A 24,047-nucleotide genomic window follows, 5' to 3' on the forward strand; every position below is an offset into this window, starting at 1 on the left:
GGTGGCCCGGTTCCGAGCGGTGGATGCTGGGGACGGGGCCGGGTGGGCGGCCCATTAGGCTGGGCCGGTGACTCCGGAACAGCTCGCTGACAAGATCCTCACGGCCCTGACCTCGCTCGTCGACGACGGCAGCATCACCGTCGACGGTGGGCTGCCGGGCGAGCTGAAGGTCGAGCGACCCAAGAACCCCGACCACGGGGACTACGCGACCAACGTCGCGATGCAGCTCGGCAAGCGCGCCGGGCTGAACCCGCGTCAGTTCGCCGAGCTGCTGGCGACCCGGCTGCGCGACGACGCGGCGATCACCGCGGTCGAGATCGCCGGACCGGGCTTCATCAACCTCCGGGTCGCCGCCGACGCGCAGGGCCAGGTGGCCGCGCAGATCGTCGAGGCGGGCGCTCGGTACGGGAGCAGTGACAGCCTCCAGGGCCAGGCGATCGACCTCGAGTTCATCTCGGCCAACCCGACCGGCCCGCTGCACCTGGGTCACACCCGCTGGGCCGCCGTCGGCGACGCGTTGGCCCGGGTACTGACCAAGGCCGGTGCCGTCGTGACCCGCGAGTTCTACATCAACGACCGCGGTGCCCAGATGGACAAGTTCGGCGCCAGCCTGGCCGCCGCCGCGAACGGGCGGCCGGTGCCCGAGGACGGGTACCACGGTGAGTACATCAACGACCTCGCCGCGCGGATCGTCGCCGAGGTCCCCGGGATCACCGAGCTGCCCGAGGCCGAGCAGCTGGTCGCGTTCCGCGAGGCCGGGTACGAGCGTCAGCTCCAGGAGCAGCAGGGCCAGCTCGAGCACTTCCGGACCAAGTTCGACGTCTGGTACTCCGAGCGCAGCCTGCACGAGCAGGACGGCGTCGGGCACGCGATCGGCAAGCTCCGCGACCAGGGCCACCTGTACGAGGCCGACGACGCGCTGTGGATGCGGACCACCGACTTCACCGACGACAAGGACCGGGTGCTGATCCGGTCCAACGGCGAGCCGACGTACTTCGCCTCCGACGCGGCGTACTACGTGAACAAGCGCGAGCGTGGTTTCGAGGTCTGCATCTACCTGCTCGGCGCCGACCACCACGGGTACGTGAACCGGTTGAAGGCGATCGCGGCCTGTGCCGGCGACGACCCCGAGCACAACATCGAGATCCTGATCGGCCAGCTGGTGAAGATCCTCAAGGGCGGCGAGGAGATGAAACTGTCCAAGCGGGCCGGCACCATCGTCACGCTGGCCGAGCTGGTCGAGGAGGGCGGGGTCGACCCGCTGCGGTACACGCTGTGCCGGTACCCGGTCGACTCGCCACTGACGCTGGACATCGAGGAGATGACCCGTCAGGTCAGCGAGAACCCGGTCTACTACGTGCAGTACGCGCACGCCCGGCTCGCGTCGATCCTGCGCAACGCCGACGACCTCGGGATCAAGCTGGACGAGTTCGACCCGGGCCTGCTCAGTCACGAGCGCGAGGGCGACCTGCTCCGCGCGCTGGCCGAGTTCCCGCGGATCGTCGCGACCGCCGCCGAGCTGCGCGAGCCGCACCGGATCGCGCGGTACCTGGAGGACACGGCCGCCGCGTTCCACAAGTTCTACGACTCCTGCCGGGTCCTCCCGCGCGGCGACGAGGAGGTCGAGCCGGTGCACAAGGCGCGGCTCACCCTGGTCGGCGCCACCCGGACCGTCCTCGCCAACGGGCTCGACCTGCTCGGCGTCTCCGCCCCGGAGCGGATGTGAGGGCGCACGAGGCGGGCGCCCTGCACGCGGAGATCGGGCACCGCGGTCCGTCCTGGCTCCGCTCCCCGCGCGACGTCAACGACCTGGTCCCGGCGCTCTGGTCGGCCACGGCGACCAAGACCGAGGACGGCGCGCTGGTGGTCGGCGGGGTCGACGTCCGTGACCTGGTCGCCGAGCACGGCAGCCCGGCGTACGTGCTGGACGAGGACGACTTCCGGGCCCGGGCGCGCGCGTTCAAGCAGGCCTTCAAGGACTTCGACGTGTACTACGCCGGCAAGGCGTTCCTGTGCACCACGGTCGTGCGCTGGGTGATGGAGGAGGGGCTCAACCTCGACATCTGCAGCGGCGGCGAGCTCGCGGTCGCGTTGCGGGCCGGCGCGGACCCGAAGCGGCTGGGCTTCCACGGCAACAACAAGTCCGAGCAGGAGCTGGCCCGGGCGCTGGACGCCGGGGTCGGCCGGATCATCGTCGACTCCCAGCACGAGATCACCCGGCTGATCGCCCTAGCGCAGGAGCGCGACGTGGTCGCCCCGGTGATGGTCCGGGTCACGGCCGGCGTCGAGGCGCACACCCACGAATACATCGCGACCGCGCACGAGGACCAGAAGTTCGGCTTCTCGATCACCGCCGGCGACGCCTTCGAAGCCGTTGCCCGGGTCAACGAGTCGGACCGGCTCGAACTGCTCGGCCTGCACTCCCACATCGGCTCGCAGATCTTCGACGCGTCCGGCTTCGAGGTGGCGGCCAAGCGCGTGATCGCCTTGCACGCAAGGGTTTCCGACGAGCTCGGCGTGGACATGCCCGAGCTCGACCTGGGCGGCGGCTTCGGCATCGCGTACACCACCCAGGACGATCCGTCCGACCCGGCGCAGCTGGCCACCGAGATGGGCAAGATCGTCGAGCACGAGTGCCGCGCCTTCGGGGTCGAGGTACCGCGGGTCTCGATCGAGCCCGGCCGCGCGATCGTCGGACCGGCGGTCTGCACGGTGTACACGGTCGGCACGGTCAAGGAGGTCGCGCTGGACGCCGGCGCGGCCCGGACGTACGTGTCGGTCGACGGCGGGATGAGCGACAACATCCGCACCGCGCTGTACGACGCGGACTACTCCTGCACGATCGCCAACCGGCAGTCCGGCGCGGAGCCGACGCTGGCCCGGGTGGTCGGCAAGCACTGCGAGTCCGGCGACATCGTGGTCAAGGACGAGTTCCTGCCGTCCGACCTGACGCCGGGTGACCTGGTCGCCGTCCCGGGCACCGGCGCGTACTGCCGGTCGATGGCGAGCAACTACAACCACGTACCGCGGCCACCGGTGATCGCGGTCAAGGACGGGCGGACCCGGGTCGTCGTCCGCCGGGAGACCGAGGACGACATGCTCCTCCTGGACATGGGGGCCGAGTGAAACCGACAGACAAACCCTTGAAGGTCGCGCTGCTGGGCTGTGGCGTGGTCGGGACCGAGGTGGTCCGGATCCTCACCACCCAGGCCGAGGACCTGGCCGCCCGCGTCGGCGCCCCGCTGGAGATCGCCGGTATCGCGGTCCGCCGGGCCGGCCGCGAGCGCGACATCGCCGTCGACCCGTCGCTGGTGACCACCGACGCGCACGTGCTCGTGAGCCGCGACGACCTGGACCTGGTGATCGAGGTGATCGGCGGGATCGAGCCCGCCCGTGGCCTCATCCTGACCGCGCTGGAGCACGGCGCCTCGGTCGTCACCGCGAACAAGGCGCTGCTCGCCGAGGACGGCCCGACGCTGTTCGCGGCCGCCGAGAAGTACCAGCGCGACCTGTACTTCGAGGCCGCCGTGGCCGGCGCGATCCCGATCCTGCGGCCGTTGCGCGAGTCGCTGGCCGGCGACGACGTGGTCCGGGTGATGGGCATCGTCAACGGCACCACGAACTACATCCTGGACAAGATGGACTCCACCGGCGCCGGGTTCGACGAGGCGCTCGAGGAGGCCCAGGCGCTCGGGTACGCCGAGGCCGACCCGACCGCCGACATCGAGGGCTTCGACGCCGCGGCCAAGGCGGCGCTGCTGGCCAGCCTGGCGTTCCACACCCGGGTCTCGATCGGGGACGTGCACCGCGAGGGCATCACCGAGGTGTCCGCGACCGACATCGCCTCGGCCCGGGAGATGGGCTGCGTGGTGAAGTCGCTGGCGATCTGCGAGCTGGACGAGGCGACCGACTCGGTCAGCGCCCGGGTGTACCCGGCGATGATCCCGGCCGCGCACCCGCTGGCCAGCGTGCGGGACGCGTACAACGCCGTTTTCGTGGAATCCAAAGCGGCCGGCGAGCTGATGTTCTATGGTCGTGGTGCCGGCGGCGCCCCGACGGCCAGTGCCGTCCTCGGGGATCTCGTGTCCGCCGCGCGCAACCGGCTCAAGGGCGTGCCGGGGGTCGGCGAGTCGTCGTACACCCAGCGAGCCGTCCGGCCGATGGGGGACGCGAGGACCCGCTACCACGTGTCGCTCGACGTGGCCGACAAGGCCGGGGTGCTGGCGGCGGTGGCCCACGCCTTCGCGGAACACGACGTGTCGATCCAGACCGTCCGCCAGGAGGGCCGGGGCGGTGACGCGCAGCTCGTCGTGGTCACCCACACCGCCACCGACGCCGCGTTGTCCGCGACCGTGGAGACCCTGCGCGACATGGACATCGTCCGGGAAGTCAGCAGTGTGATGCGGGTAGAAGGAGACTAGCGATGGCCCACCAGTGGCGAGGCGTGATCGAGGAATACCGCGACCGGCTTCCGGTCTCGACGGACACGCCCGTGGTCACGCTCGGCGAGGGCGGGACGCCGCTGGTGGCCGCGCAGTGGCTCAGCGAGCAGACCCGGTGCGAGGTCTGGCTCAAGGTCGAGGGCAACAACCCGACCGGTTCGTTCAAGGACCGCGGCATGACGCTGGCGATCTCGCTGGCCGCGCAGGCCGGGGACAAGGCGGTCGTCTGCGCCTCCACCGGCAACACCTCCGCCTCGGCCGCGGCGTACGCCGTCCGCGCCGGGATGCTGCCGCTGGTCCTGATCCCGGCCGGCCGGATCGCCAAGGGCAAGCTGGCCCAGGCGATCGTGCACGGCGCCAAGCTGGTCTCGATCGACGGCGGCTTCGACGACTGCCTGCGGATCGTCCGCGAACTCGGCAAGAACTACCCGGTCGCGCTGGTGAACTCGGTCAACCCGGTCCGGCTGGAAGGCCAGAAGACGGCCGCGTTCGAGGTCTGCGACGCGCTCGGCGACGCCCCCGACCTGCACGTGCTGCCGGTCGGCAACGCGGGCAACATCGCGGCGTACTGGAAGGGCTATCAGGAGTACGCCAAGGACAAGGTCTCCTCGCGGGCGCCGCGGATGTGGGGCTTCCAGGCCGAAGGCGCGGCGCCGATCGTGCGCGGCGCGATCGTCGAGCGGCCGGAGACCAAGGCGACCGCGATCCGGGTCGGCAACCCGGCGTCCTGGACCCTCGCGGAAGCGGCCCGGGACGAGTCGGGCGGCCTGATCGAGGCGGTCAGCGACGACCAGATCCTGTCCGCCCAGCGCGAGCTGGCCGCCCGTGAGGGCGTCTTCGTCGAGCCCGCGTCGGCGGCCGGGGTCGCCGGTCTGCTCGCGGCCCGCGAGGCCGGCACGCTCGACGGCGGCCAGACCGTCGTCATCACGGTGACCGGGCACGGCCTGAAGGACATCGACACCGCGCTGTCGTCGGCGCTGCCGGTCGAGTCGCCGGTCACCCCGGCCGACACCGACGAGGTCGCCCGCGTCGCCGGGCTGGTCTGAGATGACCCCCGGGCCGGCCGCCGAGGCTGTCCGGGTCCGGGTACCGGCCACGAGCGCGAACCTCGGACCCGGGTTCGACGCGTTCGGGCTCGCGCTCACCCTGTACGACGAGCTGACGGTGGTGCCGGCCGAGTCCGGGGTCCGGGTCGAGGTGATCGGCTCGGGCGCCGGCGAGGTGGCGCTGGACGAGTCGCACCTGGTGGTCCGGGCGATCAGGGCCGGGCTGGAGTCGCTCGGCGCCGATGTGCCCGGGTTCAGCCTGCTCTGCGAGAACAGGATCCCGCACGGCCGCGGGCTCGGGTCCTCCTCGGCCGCGATCGTCGGCGGCCTCGCGGCGGCGTACGGACTGACCGGGACTCCGTTGGACCGGGACAAGCTGGTCGCGCTGGCGCACGAGCTCGAGGGCCATCCGGACAACGTTGCCGCCTGCGCGCTCGGCGGATTCACCGTGGCGTGGACCGAGGGCGATGCGGGTCGGGCGATCCGGCTGGACGCGGTCACCGGATTGCGGGCCTGGGCGTACGTCCCGGGGACGCGGGTGCTCACCAAGGAGGCGCGGGGACTGCTGCCGACCGCCGTACCGCATGCCGAGGCGTCGGCGAACGCGGGCAAGGCCGCGCTGCTGGTCGCGGCGATCACGGGGCGGCCGGAGTTGCTGCTGACGGCGACCGAGGACCTGCTGCACCAGGAGTACCGGGAGCCCGCGATGCCGGAGAGCCTTGCGCTGGTCCACAAGCTCCGGGGGAGTGGGTTGCCCGCTGTGATCAGCGGGGCCGGGCCGACCGTCCTGTTGCTGGGCGGCCCAGGTGAGACCTCTGCGGAGCCGGGCGGTGACCTTCCGGAGCCGCCCGACGGCTGGCGGCGGTACCCGCTCGGGATCGATCCAGTGGGGGTACAGGTCTGGTCCGGAGAAAGTTCGCCCTCGGCGGAATGATCCGGACCGGACACGCGTTGTACCCCTCGAGTCAGCAGAAGGACCCCGAGTGGTGCTAGTCTCGACTCACCCGATCCCCTCCAGGCGATCGGTGAACCTCTCGCCGCATCCGGACAGTGCTTCCGGCTCCCAGGTGTGCGTGGCGATCTCCCTGTGAATGACTTGCGCCGCCTGCGCCGGAGATTTCCGGGGGACCGGATTCAGCGAGAACCTCTTGTGCCCACGATTCCGTTTCATCGGACGTGGGTGATGATTCCGGGCGATGACCTGAGGACATCGTCCATCCGTGTGGGAAGGACCTCACGTGACAGAAACTGTTGAAGCCTCCAGCGGCGCCGTGGCGCCGGCCGAGGCGGCTGCGAGCACGCGCCGCCGGAAGACCGGAGGCGGCCTCGAGGGCATGCTGCTCCCCGAGCTCAAGCAGCTCGCCGGGACGCTCGGCATCAAGGGCACCGGCGCGCTGCGCAAGGGCCAGCTGATCGAGGCGATCAAGGCCGCCCAGGCGGGTGGCGGCTCGGCGGGCGGTTCCCGCTCGCGGTCGAGCCAGCCGACGCTGGACGAGGCGGCCGCGGAGCCGGCGAAGGCCGAGGCTCCGGCGCGTGAGGGCGGCACTCGCCGGTCCCGCGCGGCCGCGGCGGACACCGCCGCCGGCACCGGCGCCCCCAGCGGCGTCACCGCGGAGGCGCAGCCGGCCCCGCAGGTCGCCGCGCAGAACGGCGCCCAGGCCGAGGCCCGGACCACCGCGCCGGCCGAGGCTCGTACCGACGCTCCGGCCGAGGCCCGGACCGAGGCCAGGTCCGGCGACCGCGCCGAGGGGCGTCAGGGTCGCTCGGACGACCACCGCTCCGATGAAGGACGCGGTCAGCGCGACGAGCGCACCGAAGCACGCGACGGCGGCCGGTCCGAGGACCGCTCCGACGACCGCGGCGGCAACCGCGAGGGGGGCCGGGACCGCAACCGCGGCCGCGACAACCAGCGCGACAACCGCGACAACAACCGGAACGACCGCGACAACCAGGGCGGCCGGGACAACCAGGGGCGCGACAACCAGCGCGACCACCAGGGCCGGGACGGCAACCGCGACGGCGGCCGGAACGACAACCGGAACGACCGCAACGACAACCAGCGCGGCAACGACAACCGGAACGACCGCAACGACGACGGTGACGGCCGGCGGCGGCGTCGCCGGGGCCGCGACCGCGACCGGAACCGCGATGGCGGCGGCGGCCGCGACGGTGGCCGGAACCGGGGCCGCGGCGAGCGGTTCGACCCGGAGCCGACGATCAACGAGGACGACGTCCTGGTGCCGGCGGCCGGCATCCTCGACGTGCTCGACAACTACGCCTTCGTCCGGACCAGCGGCTACCTGCCGGGCCCGAACGACGTGTACGTCGCGCTGTCGATGGTGAAGCGGTACGGCCTGCGCAAGGGCGACGCGATCACCGGTGCGGTGAAGCAGCCGCAGGACGGTGAGCGCAAGGAGAAGTTCAACCCGCTGGTCCGGATCGACACCGTCAACGGGTCGGACCCGGAGACCGCCAAGCAGCGGCAGGACTTCAACAAGCTGACCCCGCTGTACGCGACCGAGCGGCTGCGGCTGGAGACCGAGCCGGGTGTGCTGGTGACCCGGATCGTCGACATCGTCACCCCGATCGGCAAGGGCCAGCGTGGCCTGATCGTCTCGCCGCCGAAGGCCGGTAAGACGATGGTGCTGCAGGCGCTGGCGAACGCGATCACCACGAACAACCCCGAAGTACACCTGATGGTCGTGCTGGTGGACGAGCGGCCCGAAGAGGTCACCGACATGCAGCGCACCGTCAAGGGCGAGGTCATCGCCTCGACCTTCGACCGCCCGGCCGACGACCACACCACGGTCGCGGAGCTGGCGATCGAGCGGGCGAAGCGGCTGGTCGAGCTCGGCCACGACGTGGTCGTCCTGCTCGACTCGATCACCCGTCTGGGCCGGGCGTACAACATCGCCGCCCCGGCCAGCGGCCGGATCCTGTCCGGTGGTGTGGACTCGTCCGCGCTGTACCCGCCGAAGCGGTTCTTCGGCGCGGCCCGCAACATCGAGGACGGCGGCTCGCTGACCATCCTGGCCACCGCGCTGATCGAGACCGGTTCGAAGATGGACGAGGTCATCTTCGAGGAGTTCAAGGGCACCGGCAACATGGAGCTCCGGCTCCGCCGCGAGTTCGCCGACCGCCGGATCTTCCCGGCCATCGACGTGGTCGCCTCCGGTACCCGCCGCGAGGAACTGCTGATGAGCAAGGAGGAGACCAGCGTCGTCTGGAAGCTCCGCCGCGTCCTGTCGGCCCTCGACGGCCAGGCGGCCCTGGAACTCCTGATCGGCAAGCTCAAGGAGAGCAAGTCGAACATCGAGTTCCTCCTCCAGGTCAACAAGACCACCCCCTCGGCCGGCGGCCGCAACACCGACGACGGCAACTGACGCCAAGCAAAAGCAAGAGCACGAGGGCTGGGCAGCTGCCCAGCCCTCGGGTGTTTTCCCGGCCACCGACCCGGGTTTTGGAGCGGAACCACGGGCATGGCAGACTTGTCTGTTGGTTCCGGTTCACGTCCCAGCACCAAGCAGGCGACCCGGGGCTCTCGGAGACCTAGGAGATCCATGAAGAGCGACATCCACCCGACCTACGTGGACACCACGGTGACCTGCACCTGTGGCGCCACGTTCCAGACGCGCTCGACGGCGGAGAACGGCGTGATCCACGCCGACGTCTGCTCGCAGTGCCACCCGTTCTACACCGGCAAGCAGAAGATTCTGGACACCGGTGGCCGGGTCGCCCGCTTCGAGAAGCGGTACGCCAAGAAGTAGCCGTCTCACCGCGCGCCGGTTCGCGCCCCGTTCCCGGGGTTCGCGGACCGGCGCGCGGTTTGTGTATCCCCGCAGATTTCCCGGAAGGAGTGTCAGATGTTCGAAGCCGTGCAGTCGCTGAAGGCCGAGTACGCCGAGCTGGAGCGGCAGATGGCGGACCCCGAGCTGCACTCCGACCAGGCGAACGCGCGCCGGGTCGGCAAGCGGTACGCCGGGCTGGCGCCGGTGGTGCGGACGTACGACGAGTGGCTGCAGACCGCGGACGACATCGAGGCCGCGCGGGAGCTGGCGAGCGAGGACCCGGCGTTCGCGGACGAGGCGGCGAAGCTGGAAACCCGGCGGGAGGAGCTGGCCGAGAAGCTGCGGCTGCTGCTGGTGCCGCGGGATCCCGGGGACGACAAGGACGCGATCCTCGAGATCAAGGCGGGCGAGGGCGGCGACGAGTCGGCGTTGTTCGCGGGCGATCTGCTGAAGATGTACCTGAAATACGCCGAGGCGCAGAACTGGAAGACCGAGGTGCTCGACTCGGCCGAGTCCGATCTCGGCGGCTACAAGTCGATCACCGTGGCCGTGAAGGCGAAGGGGAACCCCGAGCCGGGCGAGGCGCCGTACGCGAAGCTGAAGTTCGAGGGCGGGGTGCACCGGGTCCAGCGGGTGCCGGTGACCGAGTCGCAAGGCCGGATCCACACGTCGGCGGCCGGGGTACTGGTGCTGCCGGAGGCCGAGGACGTCGACGTCGAGATCGACCAGAACGACCTGCGCATCGACGTGTTCCGGTCGTCCGGTCCGGGTGGGCAGAGCGTGAACACGACCGACTCGGCGGTGCGGATCACCCACCTGCCGACAGGGATCGTGGTGTCGATGCAGAACGAGAAGTCCCAGCTGCAGAACCGCGAGCAGGCGATGCGGGTGCTGCGGGCCCGGTTGCTCGCCGCGGCGCAGGAGGCCGCCGACCAGGAGGCGTCGGACGCTCGCCGGTCGCAGATCCGGACGGTGGACCGCTCGGAGCGGATCCGGACCTACAACTTCCCGGAGAACCGGTTCTCCGATCACCGCGTCGGCTACAAGGCGCACAACCTGGACCAGGTGCTCGGCGGTGAGCTGGCGCCGGTGATCCAGGCGCTGACCGACGCCGACATGGCCGCCCGGCTGGAGGCCGTCGAATCGCAGTGAACCCTCGATCGTTGCTCGCCGCCGCGACCGCCCGGCTCGAGGCAGCCGGCGTCGCGTCACCGCAGTACGACGCGGCCGAGCTGCTCGCCTTCGTCTGCGGCGTTTCCCGCCTCCAGCTCAACCTGGTCGACGTGACCGACGAGCAGCAGGCCCGGTACGACGAGCTGGTGGACCGTCGCGCTCAGCGGGAACCGTTGCAGCACCTGACCGGGGTCGCCGCCTTCCGGTACCGGGAGCTCGTGGTCGGTCCCGGGGTATTCGTTCCCCGGCCGGAGACTGAGGTCCTGGTCGGCTGGATCCTCGACAAACTGCGGGACGTCGAGGCGCCGCTCGTGGTCGACCTGTGCAGCGGGTCGGGTGCGATCGCGGGCGCGGTGGCGACCGAGCGGCCGGACAGTACCGTGCACGCGGTGGAGCTCTCGTCCGACGCTGTCGTCTGGGCCCGGCGCAATCTCGAGGGCACCGGCGCGATCCTGCACGAGGGTGACATCGACGGGTGTCTGCCGGAGCTCGACGGCCAGGTCGACGCGGTGATCTCGAACCCGCCGTACATCCCGTTGACGGCGTGGGAGTCGGTGACGGCCGAGGTCCGCGACCACGATCCCGCGCTGGCCTTGTGGTCGGGCGACGACGGGCTGGACGAGATCAAGGTGGTCGCCACGACCGCGGGCCGGTTGCTCAAGCCGGGTGGCTGGTTCGGCTGCGAGCACGCCGATGTCCAGGGGGAGTCCGCGCCGGCCGTGTTCGCCGCGACCGGGCTGTTCGCCGAGGTCCGCGACAACCTGGACCTGGCCGGCCGGCACCGGTTCAGTACCGGCCGCCGGATCTGACCCTTACTCGTAGACCACGAACTCGGGTCGTGGCTTGAGTGCCATCACCTGAGCGGGCGTCATCAGCGGACCGTGCCGGGTGTCCTCCTCGTAGAACAGCTTGAACCCGGCGTGCACCCCGGGCGCCATCGTCGGGGTGAGCTTGCCCCAGGTCTTCACCTTGTCGGTCCGGGCGCCGATCCCGTCCACGGACTTGATCGTGGCGACCCCGGGATGCTGCCGGTACGCCTGCTCGCCACTGAGGATCCGGGTCGACAACTGGTGGAACACGAACGCCTTCTCGGGCAGCTTGTACTTCGCCACCAGCCCGGACAGGTACGCCGCGATGCTGTTCAGCTCGGTCCCACTGGTCCGGCCGAAGACGCGCCCCGGGACCTGGCCCGGCCCGACCGCCCACTCGGGGTCGAACGCGAGCCCGACGTCGGGTTCCTTCAGCCACTTCTCCAGCCGCTTCACCTCGGTCAGCGGGTCGGCGCGACCGGGCTGGACGTCGAGCAGCAACAGCATCCGGTGTCTGCGGGCGACCGCGAGGTACTCCTGGATCTTGTCGTCGCCCAAGCGGCTGCGGTACTGCCTGTCCGGGCCGGCGTGCCCGTTCGCGACGACCACGATGAGCTCCATCACCGGCAACGGCGTGCGCTGGTACGCGTACGACTTCGCGAGGTTCTCCAGCCGGGCCGCCTTGGTCTCCAGGTCCTTGTCCAGCGGGCCGAGCGCCTTCGATCCGGGGAAGCCCACGTACCCGATCAGTTGGTGCTGCGGGAAGAGCTTCGTCCCGCCACGAGGCAGCTCACCCTTGGCCGGTACGGCGGGTGCATCGGGGTTCGGTGGGGCCGGTGTCGTGGGGCTCGCACTAGGGGTACGGCCTGGGGACGGGGTCGGGCCCGCGTCCGCCGAGGTGTCGCTGCACGCGACCACGGTGCCGAAGAGCAGAGCGGCCGCAGCGGTGAGGAAGGGGAGCTGGCGGGAAGAAGGCACCGCACCAGGGAACCACGGTCTGACCGACAGGCAACCTCGGCGCGTGTCAGGCCGATCGGTCGCAGTCGGCGAGTCCGGCGGCCGCCGCGCCGATCACGGACTCCTGTCCTTCGTCGAGGGCGAGGTCCAAGGCCCGGACGAAATGCGGCCGCGCCTGCTCTGGATCGCCGTACGCCAACAGGGTCTGCGCGAGCCGTAGTCGCGCGTTCAGCTCGGACTGCCGCGAACCACTGTCCATCGCGAGGCGCAGCGCTTCCCGGGCGACCTCCTGCGCTTCCGTCCAGCGGCCGTGCCGGGAGTACGCCGTACTGAGGAAGGCGAGCGAGTAGATCAGGCTGTAGTCGGCTCCGCGTTCCACACCGAGGGTGCGGGCGGTCGTCAGTACGTCCAGCGCCTCGTCGACGCGGTCCAGCTCCAGCAGGCACTCACCGATCCCGTTCAGTACCTCGGGTTGGACGCCGTCGTCGCCCGCCTTCTTCGCGAGCCGCAGCCCGTCCTCGTACGCCGCGAGCGCGTCGGCGAACTCCAGCCGGTCCCCGTGCGTGACACCGATGTACGCGAGCACCCGTGACTCCAGACTGGCGTTCCCTACTCGGCGGGCCACCTCCAGCGCCTCCTGCAGGAACCGGAGCGCCTCGTCGTCGGGACTGACCTTCGCCTGCGTGTAGCCGAGAGCGGCGAGCAAGCGGCCTCGCAGTACCAGGTCACCGGTCGGTGGGAGCCGGTCGAGCGCCTCCCGCAACGGCCGCAGGCTCTGCTCGGCGCCTTGCCGATAGCGGCCCAGGCTGCCGACGGACAGCAGTACCCGGGCCTCGGCCTCGCCGTTGTCCGCGGGGTCGCGTCGGGCCGCCCCGAGCGCGAGCTCCAGCGCCTCGTCCATCTCGTCCGGCCGGGCCCGTTGGTAGAAGTACGTCGCGATCGCCAGCCCGAGCCGCCAGGTGGCTTCGTCCAGGCCGAGCGCGTCGGTCCGGCGGAGAGTGGCGAGCACGTTCGTCCCCTCGGCGTCGCCCCACGCGAGACCGTCGGCCGGGGTCTCCAAGGAGGGCAGCGTCGCCATGGCCGGCGACGGGATCTCGGTCATCCGGGTCCCGAAGATGGCGGCACCCGCTTCGGCGGCAGCGTGCAGGTAGTAGTCCGCCAGCCGCTCCGTGGTGTCCGTCTCGGGCTCACCCAGGGAGCGCGCGTACTGCCGCAGCAGGTCGTGGAACTGGAACCGTCCGGACCGCAACTCCAGCAGCAGGTTCGCGTCGACCAGACGCTCCAGCAGGTCCTCGGCGGTCGTCGGCTCCACCTCGGCCACCGCGGCAGCGGCGTACGGCTCCACGTCCTGCGCGGTCACCTGGCCGAGCAGCCGGAACAACCGTTGTTCGTCCGCGGAGAGGTGTTCGTAGGACAAGGCGAACGCGGGGGAGACCCCACCGCTCGCCGTACTGAGCTCCGCGAGCCGCCGGTCCTGCGCACCGAGTCGGCTGCTCAGGTGCTCGACGGTCCAGCTCGGCCGATGCCGCAGGCGTGACCCGGCCACGCGGATCGCCAACGGCAGGTAGCCGCAGTACCCCACGACAGCGGCTGCCGCGTCCGAGTCCGCGGCCTGCTCCGGCCCAACCATCGCGGTCAGCAGCTCCTCGGCAGCACGCGGATCGAGTACGTCGAGTGCCACCCGCGCTGTCGCGTCCAGCTCGGTCAGCTGACGCCTACTGGTGACCAGGACGCCACACGTCGGACTCCCCGCCAGCAACGGCCCCACCGCCGTACCGTCGGGCGCGTTGTCCAGGACGATGAGCACGCGTCGCCCGGCGAGCTCGGAACGCCACAGTGCGGCGCGTTCCTCGAGGTCTGCCGGGATGCGGTCCGGTGTCACGCCCAGAGTCCGCAGCAGCCGGTCGAGCGCCTCGGCAGGGGGTACGGGTTCGCGGCCCGGGGTGTAGCCGTGCAGGTCGATGAACAACCGCCCGTCGGTGTACACGTCCGCGAGCCGTCGCGCCGCCCGAACCGCCAGCGCCGTCTTGCCGACCCCGGCCATCCCGTCGATCGCGACCACTGGCAGCCCCGTACTGGTCGGGCTGAGCGCGGTGACCACCTCGCCGAGCTCCCGCTCTCGCCCGACGAACGTGGACCCGTCGTACGGCAGCTCGTCGCGAACCGCGGGGCGCGGTGCCTCGTTGTGCAGGATGCGCTGGTGGATCTCGCGCAGGTACGGCCCTGGTTCCACGCCGAGCTGGTCGACCAACTCACGCCGGACCCGCCCGTACGTCTCCAGCGCCTCGGAACTACGGCCACTGCGCCAGTACGCGAGCATCAGCTGCCCCGCGAACTGCTCCCGCAACGGGTCCTCGTCCACCAGCTCGACCAGCTCGGGTACGAGGTCGGCGGAGCGGCCGCGGTCGAGGTCCAGGTCGATCCGCTCGGCAAGGACCTTCAACCGCCGCTCGGTCAGCCGATGGCGTTGCACCGCCAGGTAGTGCCCGGCCAGTCCGCTCAACGGCTCGCCGTGGAACTGCGCGAGCGCCTCCGACAACCTCGCCGCGGCCGTGTCCAGCTCACCGTCCTGGCGCGCGCTCTGCCCGGCCGTGACGAGCTGTTCGAAGCGGGAGAGGTCCAGCGCCTCCGGATCGAGCCGCAGGGAGTACCCGTCCCGGCCGCGCGTCACCACGTCCTCGGGCAACAGCTTGCGCAAGCGGTACACGTACGGCGGAACGATCTTCGCCCCGGTCGACGGGGGCGCGTCGCTCCACACCAGCTCGACCAGTTCGTCCGCGGAGACCACCTGGTTCGCCCGGAGGGCGAGCACGGCGAGCAACGCCTGCAGCCGACCCGGTCCCAGGTCGAGTGCCTCCCCGCCGGACCAGCCGCGCAGAGGCCCGAGCAGAGCGAGCCTCAGGTTGTAGGTCACGGCCGGCGTCTCACCCACGCACTGGTCATGCTGCAGGATAACGCGCTCACCGTGACGCAGCCGTCGCCGCCGGTATCCGGACCGGGCCGCTGCGCGGAACCGTCAGCCCAGCTCGAACGCACCGACCACCGGCAGATGGTCGGAGCCGAGGGTGAGCGGCGTCGACACCGACCGGGCCCGCAGCGCCGCGGAGTGCAGGACGTAGTCGATCCGGGACGTCGGCAGGAGGGACGGACTGGTGAAACCGAACCCGAGGCCCTTCTCGGCCCAGGTGTCCGCCCAGACCGCGGTCAGCGTCTTGATCTCCACGGACGTCGGCACGGCGTTCAGGTCGCCGACCACCAGCGTCGGCGTCGTGGCGCCGGTCAGGAGCTCGACCACCTTCCGTGCCTGGTCCTGCCGTTCGGCGGCGCTCGCGTTGGACAGGTGGGTGTTGACGAACCGCACCGGCCGGCCGTCCACGTCGATCGTCGCGACCGCGACGCCACGCTGCTCGCTACCAGGGTGCAGCGGCAACAGGGTGTTGGTGAACTCGGTGATCGGGAACCGCGACAGCACCACGGTCCCGTACTGCCGGCGGGGCTGGCCTTCCGTCAGCGGCGGCAGGTCGAGATTCGCGGCGAACCGGTACTGCAGGCCGAGCCGGTCGGCGAGCCAGGCGGCCTGGTCCGCGAACCCGGACCGCTGGTCGAAGTGCACGTCGACCTCCTGCAGGCCGATCACATCGGCACCGGACTGCGAGATCACCCGGGCGATCCGTTCCAGGTTCACCAGACCGTCGAGCACCCCCGCCCCGTGATGGATGTTGAAGGTCATCGCCTTCAGCGTGGTCACCTCCTGGTCGGGCTGGGCAGCGGCCACAGCGGGGGTCAGCATCAGCAGTCCGGTCAAAGCGGCGAACACGCGGCGGGAGATTTTCTTCACGCCCGAAGCCAATCACCCGCACCTTTCAGTCCGCTGTCATCATTCTTCCTTGCCGACGGCCACTTCACCCTCGGCCGAAGGTCCGCCGACCGGCCGGCGGACCGGGGCGGGTGGGTGGCCGGGTCAGGTCCTGTTCACGGATCGCGCCGAGCGGGCTCCGTCCGCCGTCGCGGCTGGTGACCCGGCAGGCGCAGGGGAAATGATCCGCCCCCGGCAACCGGAGGACCTCGGCGTCGCGGGCCAGCAGGTCCTGGGTGAGGAACACCCGGTCGATCGACCTGCCGTCCGGGGTGGTGGCCGGGGCCGGCTCGCCGAAACCGTCGGCCAGCTCCAGCGGTCCGAGCCGGCTGAAGAAGTCACCCGGGTTCGGCATGTTCAGGTCGCCCGCGATCACGGCCCGCTGGACGCCCCGCGCCGCCAGCTCCCGGCCGAGGTACGCGGTCATCTCCTGACCGAACGCGCGCCCGGGGCCCTCGGCATAGGAGTACTCCACGCCGTCGGCGCTGCGGGCCATGTGGACCGGACAGATCTGGCCACCGACGATGTCCACCTGGCCGAGCGGCCCGAAGTCCCCGCGGGCGACCAGGAAGCCCTTCTCGTGCCAGTCGAGCCGGTCGCCGGTCGACCAGTGCAACATCTCGAACGACGGGTTCGGCAGGTCGATCCGGGGCAGCTCCTGCAACGGGTACGGCGAGGCGATGCCGACCCCGAGCCGGTCGACCCCCGGGACGTGCGAGTCGGACCAGGCGTGCCGGATCACGTTCGCCCTCCGGCCGGGCATTGCGGCGGCGCTGAGCTGTTCGAGCTGGTCGCCGTCGCAGTTCAGCTCGGTCACGATCAGGACATCCGGAGCGAGTCCGGCCAGCGCCCGGCCGAAGTCCGCGGTGCGGTCCTCGGCCAGGTAGCGCCGGTCCGGGCCGACCAGGCGTCCACCGGCCACGTTGGCGAAGGCGACGCGGAGTTCGTCCACCCGCGCATCATGGTGGCCGGACAGGGTCAGCGCACGTACTCGTCGATCTCCGCGAGCAGGCTCGCCTTGACCGCGTCGTCGGCGAACGACTCGCGGACCGCGGTCCGGGCCAGCTCGGCGGCGCCCTGCTCGTCCAGATCGAGCAGCTCCGACGCGACCATGTACTCGTTGGTGAGGTCGGTGCCGAACATCGGCGGGTCGTCGGAGTTGATCGTCACGACCAGCCCGGCGTCGACCATCGCGGGCAGCGGGTGCTCGGCGTACGACGGGACCGCGCGGGTGGCGAGGTTCGACGTCGGGCTGACCTCGAGCGGGATCCGGTGCTCGGCCAGGTACGCGACCAGCTCGGGATCGCGCATCGCGGACGTGCCGTGCCCGATCCGCTCGGCGCCGAGGACCCGGATCGCGTCCCAGATCGTCTCCGGGCCGGTCGTCTCCCCGGCGTGCGGGACGCTGTGCAGACCGGCCGCGCGGGCGGCGTCGAAGTACGGCGCGAACGGTGGCCGCGCGACGCCGATCTCGGGGCCGCCCAGACCGAACGCGACCAGGCCGTCCGGGCGGATCTTGGTCGCGATCCGCAAGGTCTCCTCGGCCGCCGGCAGCCCCGCCTCACCGGGGATGTCGAAGATCCACCGCAGCGTGACGCCCAGCTCCTTCTCGGCCGCCGTCCGGGCGTCCTCGATCGCCTCGCAGAACGCCTCCGCCGCGATCCCGCGCAGCACCGACGTGTACGGGGTGACCGTGAGCTCGGAGTACCGGACGTTCTGCGCGGCCATCTCACGGGCGATCTCGTAGGTGAGCAGGCGGACGTCGTCGGGCGTCTTGATCAGGTCGACGACGGTCAGGTAGATCTCGATGAACTTCGCGAAGTCGGTGAAGGTGAAGTACTCCGCCAGCGCGGCCGGGTCGGCCGGCACCGGCGAACCGGGGTGCCGGGCGGCGAGCTCGGCGACGATCCGCGGCGACGCGGAGCCGACGTGGTGGACGTGCAGTTCGGCCTTCGGTAGACCGGTGAGGAAGTCGCGGGTCAGGGTCATGGCCGGGATCCTATGCAGCCGATCGGGGACCGGGCGCGATTCCTGACAATCATCTGTCAGGAATGCTCGGAGGGAGGCCAAGTGGAGCCGATCACCACGGGAGTGGCACGATTCACTCGTGAGTGAGCGCTTTGACTTCACCGGAGACGAGCTGGCGCCGGCGTACCGGGCGGCGGTGGACGCGATCGAGGCCGGCGATCTGGTCGTGCTGCCGACCGACACCGTGTACGGGATCGCCGCGGACGCCTTCAAGGCCGACGCCGTGCAGCGGCTGCTGGACGCCAAGGGCCGGGGACGCGACATGCCGCCGCCGGTGCTGATCTCGGTCGTCGAGTCGCTGGACGCGCTCGCCACCGACGTCCCCGAGGCCGGCCGCAAGCTCTGCGAGGAGTACTGGCCGGGGCCGCTGACGGTGATCTGCCACGCGCAGAGCTCGCTGATGTGGGACCTGGGGGAGACCCACGGCACCGTCGCGCTCCGCGTCCCGGACCACGAGAACACCCGCGAACTGCTCTCCCGCACCGGCCCGCTCGCCGTCAGTTCGGCGAACCGCAGCGGCCAGCCGGCGGCGCTGGACGTGTACGACGCGGAGGAGCAACTGGGCGACACCGTCGCGGTCTACCTGGACGGCGACCGTTCGACCGGCGGCGAGCCCTCCACGATCGTCGACCTGACCGGCGAGGTACCGCACGTGGTCCGCCTCGGGGCCCTCTCGATGACGGACATCCGCAAGATCGTCCCCGAAGCCACCACCGACCTCGAGCCGGACCCCAAGCCGGCCGAAGCCGACGAATCCAAGCCCGCGGCCGAAGCCAAGCCCACGGACGAAGCCAAGCCCACGGACGAGGCGCCGGCCGCCGACAAGCCCACGGACGAGAAGCCCGCCGACGAGAAGCCTGCTGACGCCAAGGTCGCGGACGAGAAGTCCGCCGAGCCGGAGCCGGCTGACGAGAAGCCGGTGGTTGACGAGCCTGCCGCCGAGAAGCCGGCGGAGGAGACGATCGCCGCCGAGAAGCCGGTGAGCGAGGAAGCCGCCGACGAGAAGCCGGTCGAGGACAAGCCTGCCGCCGTGGAGGAGCCGGTGGACGAGAAGCCTGCCGGCGAGAAGGTTGTGGGGGAGACGCCAACCGAGGGGCCGGTTGCGGCGTCCAAAGAAGAGCCGGTGGAGCGGCCGGACGGCAAGACGACCGATGTGAGGCCTGCGGACTAGTGCGTGAGTACCTGCTGGTCCTGTTCGTGGCGATGGCCACGACGTTCCTGCTGACCGGTGTGGCCCGCAAGATCGCGCTGAAGTACGGCGCGGTCGCCAAGGTGCGGGCCCGGGACGTGCACAAGGTGCCGATCCCGTACTTCGGCGGCGTCTCGATCCTCGGCGGCCTGATCGCCGGTTTCGCGGTCGCTTCCAGCCTGCCGTTCCTCGGCAACAGCCTGCAGGTCGCCCACGACGCCCGCGCCATCCTGATCGGCGGAGTGGTGATCTGCGCCGTCGGTGTCGTCGACGACCTGTACGAGCTGGACCCGATCACCAAGCTGGCCGGCATGGTCCTCGCGGTCGGCGTGATGGTTGTCCAAGGCATCCAGTTGTACTGGCTGCCGCTCCCCGGCGGCATCCTGTCCCCACCACCGGCCCAGCTCGCCGTGGTCACCGCGGGCATCCTGCTGGTGTCCTGCAACGCGGTGAACTTCGTCGACGGCCTGGACGGTCTCGCCGCCGGCGTCACCGCGATCGGCGCCGCCGCGTTCTTCACCTACTCGTACCTGCTGAACGTCGAGCAGAACCTCGACCGCGCCACCACCTCGACCCTGATCACGGTCGCGCTGGCCGGTGCCTGTCTGGGCTTCCTGCCGCACAACTTCTTTCCAGCAAGGGTTTTCATGGGCGACTCGGGGTCGCTCCTGATCGGCCTGATGCTGGCCGCGTCCACGATCAGCCTGACCGGCCAGATGGACCCGAACGCCGTCCCGTACGAGGTCGGTGGCTCCAGCCTGCTCCCGGCGCTGCTCCCGCTGATCCTGCCGATCGCGGTCCTGGCGATCCCGGCCCTCGACCTCTCGATGGCCTACATCCGCCGGACCAAAGCCGGCCGCAGCCCCTTCGCCGCCGACAAACTCCACCTTCACCACCGCCTGATGCAGAGAGGCCACTCGCACCGCCGGGCGGTCCTGCTGATGTACCTCTGGACCGCCCTGATCGCCTTCGGCGTAGTGGTTCTGGGCCTCCTCCTCTCCTGGTGGACGGTCCTCCTGGTCGTCGCGGTGGCCGTCACAGCCATCCTGCTCACCACCGGAATCCCGCGCCGCGAGTCCCCACCGCTCGCCAAGGTCTGACGGTTTCGCGCAGTCCGCTTGGAATCGTTCCGGGGGGACCAGACCAGTGGGCTGTCTGGCCTACCGATAGGGTGGCCCCGTACAGCGGGGCAGGACCTCGTTCGCTGGGCGTTTTGCTGACACCGAAGACTTTGTGCTAGTTTTCACAAGCACCAACGAAACGCAGCTTCACCCCTGACCCCGCCCACCCGACGACCGAGGCTAGGACTTCGGTCGCCAGCAGGACGGAACCACCAGATGGCTCCCCACGGAAGTAGCGAGCGGCCGGCCGGCCAAGCCACACGGCACCCGGCCCTGGCCATGTTGCGCGGCGCTCTGGTCGCCGCCGTGGTCGTCGGCGTGAACGCAACCGCTGTCGCGACCGTTGCCGCGGGCCTCCAAGGTCTGTGGGGCGCACTGCTCGGCCTGCTGATGGTCGTCGTCTTCTCCGGCGCCGGTCTCTATGCGCTGCACCTGTCCCGGCACACCAGCCCGACCGCGCAGCTGGGGATCGCGATGGCCTCCTACACCGGCCGGATCGCGATCTTCGGCGGCCTGCTGGCGCTCGCGCTGAACTCCGACTCGCTCGCCGCCAACGTCAACCTCACCGCGCTCGGCATCAGCGCGCTGGTGGTCGTGATGGGCTGGATGGCCGGCGAGATCTGGGCCTGGTCCCGGCTGCGGATTCCGATCTACGACCTCGACCAAGAGGTGACGGCATGAGTACGCTGCGTGCCGGCCGGGCAAGCCGTTTCCGAACCGTGACCAACACTGTGGCGCAGTGCACGGATGCCGATGTGACCCGGCGTGTCGCCGACTGGTACGTTTCGGGTGCCCATGAGCGAGCAGCAGAAACCGACCCCGTCGCCGAACACCTCGGCCGACGGCTGGCGGGTTCTGTCCTACCTGATCGGTGGCGTCCTGGTCTACGGCGCTATCGGGTTCGGTCTGGATCGCTGGCTGGGCACCCAGTTCCTGCTTCCGGTGGGCATCGTGCTCGGTGCCGGGCTCACCATCGCACTTCTGCATTTCCGGTACGGGCGTTCCTGAGCCCTGCCAGGTCTGATGTTTTTGACCGCCATGTTCCGAGCCGCCCTGCCCTGAGCCTCACGGCGAACGACTTGAGCACGACGCGAGAGGAGACCCGGTGATTGCCGGCGTTTCGACCGAGTTCAACCCGCCCGGTCCCGATGACTTCAACCTTCCGCCGATCATCGACGGCGTCGAGTGGTTCACCAAGCCCGTCCTGGTGGCTGCCCTGTCGGTTGTCCTCATCGTGTGGTTCTTCTGGGGCGCTTCCCGCAAGGCCGCGGTGGTGCCGACCAAGCTGCAGTTCGCCGGTGAGCTCGGCTACAACTTCGTCCGGAACTCGATCGCCCGGGACGCGATCGGCAGCCAGGAGTACATGAAGTACGTGCCGTACCTGTGCGGCCTGTTCTTCTTCATCCTGCTGAACAACGTCGCCGCCACGGTGCCGCTGGTCCAGTTCCCGACCTTCAGCCACATCGGCTGGGCGTACTCGGCCGCGATCCTCAGCTGGGTCATCTACAACGCCGTCGGCATCCGCAAGCACGGTTTCCTGGGCTACCTGAAGCACCAGACGATGCCGGCCGGTGTGCCCGCGTGGCTGATGCCGCTGATGATCCCGATCGAGTTCATCTCGAACATCCTGGTCCGGCCGGTCTCGCTGAGCCTGCGGTTGTTCGCCAACATGTTCGCCGGCCACATCCTGCTGCTGGTGTTCGTGCTCGGCGGCGAGTACATGCTGCTGCACTCCGGCAGCATCGCGCTCGGCGGCGTCGGCATCCTGACCCTGCTGATGGGTCTGGCGATCGCCGGCCTGGAGCTGTTCGTCCAGTGCATCCAGGCGTACATCTTCGTCGTGCTGTCCGCGCAGTACATCGGCAGCGCCATCGCCGAGGACCACTGACCCACCCCCACTGACCGGTAGTAACGGAAACCCGGATAGCCCCTATCCGTACCGAAAGGAACACATCGCAATGAGCAACATCGCTCTCGAGATCTCCGGCAACATCGCCGTCCTCGGCTACGGCCTTGCCGCGATCGGCCCGGGTGTCGGTGTCGGTCTGATCTTTGCCGCCGTCATCAACGGCACCGCCCGCCAGCCGGAGGCGCAGAGCAAGCTCCAGTCGATCGCGTGGATCGGCTTCGGCGTGACCGAGGTTCTGGCGATCATCGGTATCGCCCTGGCCTTCGTCTTCCGTTCGGGCGCCTGACCAACCCCCCTGACTGACAGGACTGAGACATGACGACGATGGTGCTACCGCTGAGTGAGGCGGGTGCGGAGCCGAATCCGCTCATGCCGCACACCGCCGAGATCATCTTCGGCTTCGTCTTCCTGATCCTGCTGGCCATCGCCTTCGCCAAGATCGTCGTGCCCAAGTTCGAGAAGGCTTATGCCGATCGGACGCAGGCGATCGAGGGCGGGATGAACGAGGCCAAGCAGGCGCAGGCCGAGGCGAAGGCGGCGCTGGAGAAGTACAACGCGCAGCTGGCCGAGGCCCGGCAGGAGGCCGCGAAGATTCGTGAGGACGCGCGTGAGCAGGGTGCGCAGATCATCGCGGAGATGCGTGAGCAGGCGAATGTCGAGGCCGAGCGGATCGTGAGCCACGCCCGGACCCAGATCGAGGCCGAGCGGACCCAGGCCGTCGCGTCGCTGCGCGGCGAGGTCGGCTCGATGGCCACGTCGCTGGCCGGCCGCATCGTCGGTGAGTCGCTCGAGGACGAGGCGCGGCAGCGTCGCATCGTCGAGCGATTCCTGACCGACCTGGAGTCGCAGGAGTCCGCGCGGCAGGCCGTCGGAACGGACGGCTGATGCGCGGCGCGTCGCAGGAGTCACTCGCCCGGGCCGAAGAGGCCCTGGCGGGTGTCACCGTCACCGAGGGGCTCGGGACCGAGCTGTTCTCGATCGCGAAGGTGCTGGACGGCAACGGCGCGCTGCGCCGGGCGCTGACCGACCCGTCGCGGTCGGCGGCGGGCCGGTCCGGGCTGGCCGAGCAGTTGTTCACCGGGAAGGTCTCCGCGCAGGCGCAGCAGATCCTCTCGGCCGCGGTCAACGGCCGTTGGGTCAGCAGTCGTGACCTCGCCGACGCCCTGGACGACCTGAGCGTGCAGGCCGACGTGGCGCACGCCGCGGTACTGGGCAAGCTCGACGAGGTCGAGGACGAGCTGTTCCGGCTGGACCGGGTCCTCGCCGCCGAGCGGACGCTGGCCGGCAAGCTGGGCGACCGCAGCATCCCGGTAGCGGCTCGGCAGGAGCTGATCACCGATCTGCTGCAGGGCAAGGCCGACGTCACCACGGTGCGGCTGGCCGGGCGCGCGGTGGACGGCCGGGGCCGGAGCCTCGCGGCGTCGCTGCGGGCGTACCAGGTCGCCGCGGCGGCCCGGAAGAACGCCAGCATCGCGACCGTGCGGGTGGCCACCGACCTCACCGAGGCGGACCGGACCCGGCTCGCCGAGATCCTCGGCCGGCAGTACGGCCGGCAGATCCAGCTGAACGTGATCGTCGACCCGAACGTCGTCGGCGGCGTCCGGGTGGACATCGGTGACGAAGTGATCGACGGAACGATCGCGGCCAGACTCGACGAGGCGCAGCGGCGCATCGCGGGCTGACCCCCAACGACATCTCCGGCTTCCAGGCCCGGCAACGCCTCGGGAGC

General features: G+C 70.5%; 22 protein-coding genes. 17 read left to right on the plus strand and 5 right to left on the minus strand.

What is annotated here, in order from left to right; genetic code table 11:
• Positions 1-67 precede the first annotated feature (67 nt).
• The 9 genes from argS (at position 68) to prmC (ending at position 11,258) form a co-directional block, all read left to right on the plus strand.
• Positions 68-1,726, plus strand: coding sequence for an arginine--tRNA ligase (argS, locus tag FB561_RS32475; RefSeq protein WP_145813856.1), 1,659 nt, complete (start codon positions 68-70; stop codon positions 1,724-1,726).
• Positions 1,723-3,126 (plus strand): diaminopimelate decarboxylase, encoded by a 1,404-nt coding sequence (gene lysA, locus FB561_RS32480; protein WP_145813857.1) that lies wholly within the window; start codon positions 1,723-1,725, stop codon positions 3,124-3,126. Before argS ends, lysA begins: the two co-directional genes overlap by 4 nt.
• Positions 3,123-4,421, plus strand: coding sequence for a homoserine dehydrogenase (locus FB561_RS32485; protein ID WP_145813858.1), 1,299 nt, complete (start codon positions 3,123-3,125; stop codon positions 4,419-4,421). Before lysA ends, FB561_RS32485 begins: the two co-directional genes overlap by 4 nt.
• Positions 4,422-4,423: 2 nt before the next feature.
• Positions 4,424-5,488 carry a threonine synthase gene (thrC, locus tag FB561_RS32490; protein WP_145813859.1) on the plus strand — a complete coding sequence of 355 codons (1,065 nt, stop codon included), beginning with the start codon at positions 4,424-4,426 and terminating at the stop codon, positions 5,486-5,488.
• A gap of 1 nt (position 5,489) precedes the next feature.
• The gene (gene thrB / locus FB561_RS32495) at positions 5,490-6,422 is read left to right on the plus strand and encodes a homoserine kinase (protein WP_145813860.1); all 933 of its coding nucleotides are present in this window, start codon (positions 5,490-5,492) and stop codon (positions 6,420-6,422) included.
• A gap of 304 nt (positions 6,423-6,726) precedes the next feature.
• Complete coding sequence (gene rho / locus FB561_RS32500; protein ID WP_145813861.1) at positions 6,727-8,871, plus strand: transcription termination factor Rho; 2,145 nt, start codon at positions 6,727-6,729, stop codon at positions 8,869-8,871.
• Positions 8,872-9,048: 177 nt separating this feature from the next.
• Positions 9,049-9,255, plus strand: coding sequence for a 50S ribosomal protein L31 (gene rpmE, locus FB561_RS32505; protein WP_145813862.1), 207 nt, complete (start codon positions 9,049-9,051; stop codon positions 9,253-9,255).
• A 96-nt stretch (positions 9,256-9,351) separates the two neighbouring features.
• Positions 9,352-10,428: a peptide chain release factor 1 gene (prfA, locus tag FB561_RS32510; protein WP_145813863.1), complete on the plus strand. Its 1,077-nt coding sequence runs from the start codon at positions 9,352-9,354 to the stop codon at positions 10,426-10,428.
• Positions 10,425-11,258 carry a peptide chain release factor N(5)-glutamine methyltransferase gene (prmC, locus tag FB561_RS32515; RefSeq protein WP_145813864.1) on the plus strand — a complete coding sequence of 278 codons (834 nt, stop codon included), beginning with the start codon at positions 10,425-10,427 and terminating at the stop codon, positions 11,256-11,258. The genes prfA and prmC overlap by 4 nt, the downstream gene beginning before the upstream one ends.
• Positions 11,259-11,261: 3 nt before the next feature.
• On the opposite strand, the gene FB561_RS32520 is transcribed toward prmC, so the two are convergent.
• From FB561_RS32520 to FB561_RS32540, 5 genes are all read right to left on the minus strand, one after another.
• Positions 11,262-12,236: a 2-succinylbenzoate--CoA ligase gene (locus tag FB561_RS32520; protein WP_145813865.1), complete on the minus strand. Its 975-nt coding sequence runs from the start codon at positions 12,234-12,236 to the stop codon at positions 11,262-11,264.
• Between the two features lie 46 nt (positions 12,237-12,282).
• Positions 12,283-15,147, minus strand: coding sequence for an AfsR/SARP family transcriptional regulator (locus FB561_RS32525; protein ID WP_145813866.1), 2,865 nt, complete (start codon positions 15,145-15,147; stop codon positions 12,283-12,285).
• 84 nt (positions 15,148-15,231) lie between these two features.
• A complete protein-coding gene (locus FB561_RS32530; RefSeq protein ID WP_145813867.1) occupies positions 15,232-16,053 on the minus strand; it encodes an endonuclease/exonuclease/phosphatase family protein in 822 nt (273 codons plus the stop codon).
• A gap of 64 nt (positions 16,054-16,117) precedes the next feature.
• Positions 16,118-17,023 carry an endonuclease/exonuclease/phosphatase family protein gene (locus FB561_RS32535; protein ID WP_145813868.1) on the minus strand — a complete coding sequence of 302 codons (906 nt, stop codon included), beginning with the start codon at positions 17,021-17,023 and terminating at the stop codon, positions 16,118-16,120.
• A 26-nt stretch (positions 17,024-17,049) separates the two neighbouring features.
• The gene (locus FB561_RS32540) at positions 17,050-18,060 is read right to left on the minus strand and encodes an adenosine deaminase (protein ID WP_145813869.1); all 1,011 of its coding nucleotides are present in this window, start codon (positions 18,058-18,060) and stop codon (positions 17,050-17,052) included.
• A 118-nt stretch (positions 18,061-18,178) separates the two neighbouring features.
• Between FB561_RS32540 and FB561_RS32545 the strand changes: the two genes are divergently transcribed.
• From FB561_RS32545 to FB561_RS32580, 8 genes are all read left to right on the plus strand, one after another.
• A complete protein-coding gene (locus FB561_RS32545) occupies positions 18,179-19,270 on the plus strand; it encodes an L-threonylcarbamoyladenylate synthase (protein WP_145813870.1) in 1,092 nt (363 codons plus the stop codon).
• A complete protein-coding gene (locus FB561_RS32550; RefSeq protein ID WP_145813871.1) occupies positions 19,270-20,388 on the plus strand; it encodes a glycosyltransferase family 4 protein in 1,119 nt (372 codons plus the stop codon). The genes FB561_RS32545 and FB561_RS32550 overlap by 1 nt, the downstream gene beginning before the upstream one ends.
• 237 nt (positions 20,389-20,625) lie before the next feature.
• Positions 20,626-21,090, plus strand: a complete 465-nt coding sequence (locus FB561_RS32555; protein ID WP_145813872.1) for a Cg1360 family ATP-synthase-associated protein — start codon at positions 20,626-20,628, stop codon at positions 21,088-21,090.
• A 114-nt stretch (positions 21,091-21,204) separates the two neighbouring features.
• Positions 21,205-21,417: an AtpZ/AtpI family protein gene (locus FB561_RS32560; RefSeq protein WP_145813873.1), complete on the plus strand. Its 213-nt coding sequence runs from the start codon at positions 21,205-21,207 to the stop codon at positions 21,415-21,417.
• A 97-nt stretch (positions 21,418-21,514) separates the two neighbouring features.
• On the plus strand, positions 21,515-22,297 hold the full coding sequence (gene atpB / locus FB561_RS32565) for a F0F1 ATP synthase subunit A (protein WP_145813874.1): 783 nt from the start codon (positions 21,515-21,517) through the stop codon (positions 22,295-22,297).
• A gap of 70 nt (positions 22,298-22,367) precedes the next feature.
• Positions 22,368-22,604 carry an ATP synthase F0 subunit C gene (gene atpE, locus FB561_RS32570; protein WP_145813875.1) on the plus strand — a complete coding sequence of 79 codons (237 nt, stop codon included), beginning with the start codon at positions 22,368-22,370 and terminating at the stop codon, positions 22,602-22,604.
• A gap of 29 nt (positions 22,605-22,633) precedes the next feature.
• Positions 22,634-23,203: a F0F1 ATP synthase subunit B gene (locus FB561_RS32575; RefSeq protein WP_145813876.1), complete on the plus strand. Its 570-nt coding sequence runs from the start codon at positions 22,634-22,636 to the stop codon at positions 23,201-23,203.
• The gene (locus FB561_RS32580) at positions 23,203-24,000 is read left to right on the plus strand and encodes a F0F1 ATP synthase subunit delta (RefSeq protein WP_145813877.1); all 798 of its coding nucleotides are present in this window, start codon (positions 23,203-23,205) and stop codon (positions 23,998-24,000) included. Before FB561_RS32575 ends, FB561_RS32580 begins: the two co-directional genes overlap by 1 nt.
• Positions 24,001-24,047: the final 47 nt, after the last annotated feature.

This window comes from Kribbella amoyensis, assembly GCF_007828865.1.
Classification (GTDB): domain Bacteria; phylum Actinomycetota; class Actinomycetes; order Propionibacteriales; family Kribbellaceae; genus Kribbella; species Kribbella amoyensis.